Genomic DNA, 2,636 nt, shown 5'->3' with positions numbered 1-2,636 from the left:
AGGTCGAATTCAGCTCCGGACTCATCGTTGACACCGTCAACTTTCACCCGGCCAGCATACCAGACCGCCTTGCTGCGACAGAGCCGTTCTATTCGCTGGCTGGATAAGGAATCCATACCATATCGGTCTTGGCCGACCTTTCGCTCTTACTGCGACAGAGCCACTGCGACAGCCGATGATTGCTGCACGCGCCGCGTCGCCACGAAACCAGTCCCGCGGTACCATCGTCGCGACAGCGGACCACCATTCGCTCGATCTGACGCCAACTAAGAGTTCCAGCCGTTCGGCTGGCGACGAGCATCGGACCGACCCGGCCCGATGCGTGCCGAAACATTGTTTCTGGCCGGTCGACGATTCACTGCTCATGCCGACCTCCGAAACTCACCGCAAGCCACCAATTCACGCCTCTGCGCCTTAGTGGTCGAGAAATGGCTTTAGCCTGTTGGCGCGACTCGGATGCATCAGTTTTCGCATCGCCTTGCTTTCGATCTGCCGGATCCGTTCGCGCGTCAGGTCGAACTGTTTGCCCAGTTCCTCGAGTGTATAGTCACACGCGGTATCGATGCCAAAACGCATCCGCAGCACCTTCGCTTCACGCGGCGACAATGCATCGAGCGCCTCATCGATTGCAGAGCGCAGGTTTGCCTGCACGGCCGCATCCGCAGGCGATGCCGCCATCGGATCTTCGATCATATCGCCGAGCGTCGCGTCGGCATCTTCGCCCACTGGCGTCTCGAGCGATACGGGTTGCCTCGCGACTTTCAACATGCCTCTAACCTTCTCTTCCGGCAATTCCATGCGCTGCGCCAACGCGGCAGGGTCAGCCTTGCGTCCGGTCTGCTGCAGGATTTCGCGGGAAATCCGGTTCAGCTTGTTGATCGACTCGATCATGTGCACCGGCACCCGGATCGTGCGCGCCTGATCCGCAAGCGAACGCGTGACTGCCTGCCGCACCCACCACGTTGCGTAAGTCGAAAACTTCCAGCCGCGTCGATATTCGAATTTGTCGACGGCTTTCATCAGGCCGATATTTCCTTCCTGGATAAGATCCAGAAAGTGCACGCCCCGGTTCACGTATTTTTTCGCGATGGATATCACGAGGCGCAGGTTCGCCTCGATCATCTCGCGCTTCGCCTGCCGCATCTTCGACTCGGCCGCCATCATCTGCCGGTTGATCTTCTTCAACTGCTGCAACGGCAGCCCCACCTTCGCTTCGATATCGATAAGCTTCTGCTGTTCGGCCTGAATCGCCGGCAGACTACGCTCGAGCGCGGCACCGTACGCGCGCGACGACGCTGCCGTGTTTTTAGTCCACGCGAGATCAGTTTCGTGTCCCGGAAACGACTCGACGAACTTCTCGCGCGGCATGCCGCACCGGTCGACGGCAATTTGCAGAATATGCCGCTCGACCGCGCGCACTTGTGCGACCTGCTGTTGCACGTCGGTACATAGCCGATCGATGGTTCGCGCGGTGAAGCGAATGGGCGCCAGCTCGCGCTGGATCTCTTCCCAAAGGTGCGCGCGGGCCACCCGCCCCTTACCTTGCGCAGCGTTGGAACCAGAAATCTGCTCGAACAGCTCGCGCACCCGGGCAAATATGTCGAGGCTGTCGCTCGTGAGCTGCTGCATACGCGCTTCGTTCGTCCTCGCCGCGATCTCGCTGTCCTCATCGCCGTCATCGCTCCCGGCAGCGTCATCGTCAGCGGTGGCCTGCTCGATGTCCGGCGCTTCAGCGAGGTCCGACGAGGACAGTTCGACCGATTCGGTTTCCTCGTTGATACCGTCAACGAGTTCGTCGATGCGCAGATCGCCGGCCTCAATCTGCTCCCCGCTCAGAAGGATCGCCGAGACGGTCGCCGGGCAGGCCGCAATCGCCTGGACCATTTCGTGGAGACCGCCTTCGATGCGCTTCGCAATCTCAACCTCGCCCGCGCGAGTCAACAATCCGGTCGCGCCCATTTCACGCATATACATCCGGACGGGATCGGTCGTGCGCCCGAACTCAGAATCGACGGTGGAAAGCGCGACTTCAGCTTCCTCGTCGGCCTGGTCGTCAGACGTAACAGCCGGCGCCGCGTCATTCAGGAAAAGTGCCGCCGCGTCGGATGCCTGCTCGTAGACGGCGACGCCCATGTCATTGAAGGTGCTGACAATGGCTTCAATCGCAGCGGTCTGTGCGAAGTTGTCCGGCAGGTGATCGGCAATTTCGTCGTGAGTCAGGTAACCACGCTCCTTGCCCAACTGGATGAGCGCACGCATCTGGAGCTGCTGCCCCTCGGCCCGCGACTCGGTATCCATCGGCAGCAGGATTGCGGTGGCCTGGTCCTTCGATGCGCGTAGGGCCAACGCGTTCGGCGCGGATGCAGCCGTGTCTGGACGTAAAGTGCTCCGATCAAGCTTTGCCATACATTCTCCTGGACGGGTCCGCCCAGCGATCGCGGGCCCAGTAGCCGGCATCACGACGGCAAGCTGTGGAATCCACGACTACGGGCGTGACACGAATTGTGGGATCGCAAGGGGCAATGAGCGCGGTCCGCAGAGCGGACGCGAGGGAAGCGCACGATTTGGCGCAAGAGATCTACAGAGTCACATTCTAACAGAATTTGGCCTCTTTTGAATTCTCAGTGGGTGGTCAC

1 protein-coding gene is annotated in these 2,636 nt (G+C 60.5%); it reads right to left on the bottom strand.

Annotated features, from left to right (window positions below):
* Window positions 1-414: 414 nt before the first annotated feature.
* The gene (gene rpoD / locus BMI01S_RS36795; RefSeq protein ID WP_028233042.1) at window positions 415-2,406 is read right to left on the bottom strand and encodes an RNA polymerase sigma factor RpoD; all 1,992 of its coding nucleotides are present in this window, start codon (window positions 2,404-2,406) and stop codon (window positions 415-417) included.
* Window positions 2,407-2,636 lie beyond the last annotated feature (230 nt).

Origin of the sequence: Paraburkholderia mimosarum LMG 23256 = NBRC 106338, assembly GCF_000739815.1 — a bacterium.
In the GTDB taxonomy this organism is placed as follows: domain Bacteria; phylum Pseudomonadota; class Gammaproteobacteria; order Burkholderiales; family Burkholderiaceae; genus Paraburkholderia; species Paraburkholderia mimosarum.
The sequence above is the reverse complement of the archived record's forward strand: the minus strand, read 5'-3'. Positions and strand labels throughout refer to the sequence as shown.

Excerpts from the sequence above, each read along its gene's own strand:
- rpoD (WP_028233042.1), bottom strand. The coding sequence starts at position 2,406 with ATGGCAAAGCTTGATCGGAGCACTTTACGTCCAGACACGGCTGCATCC.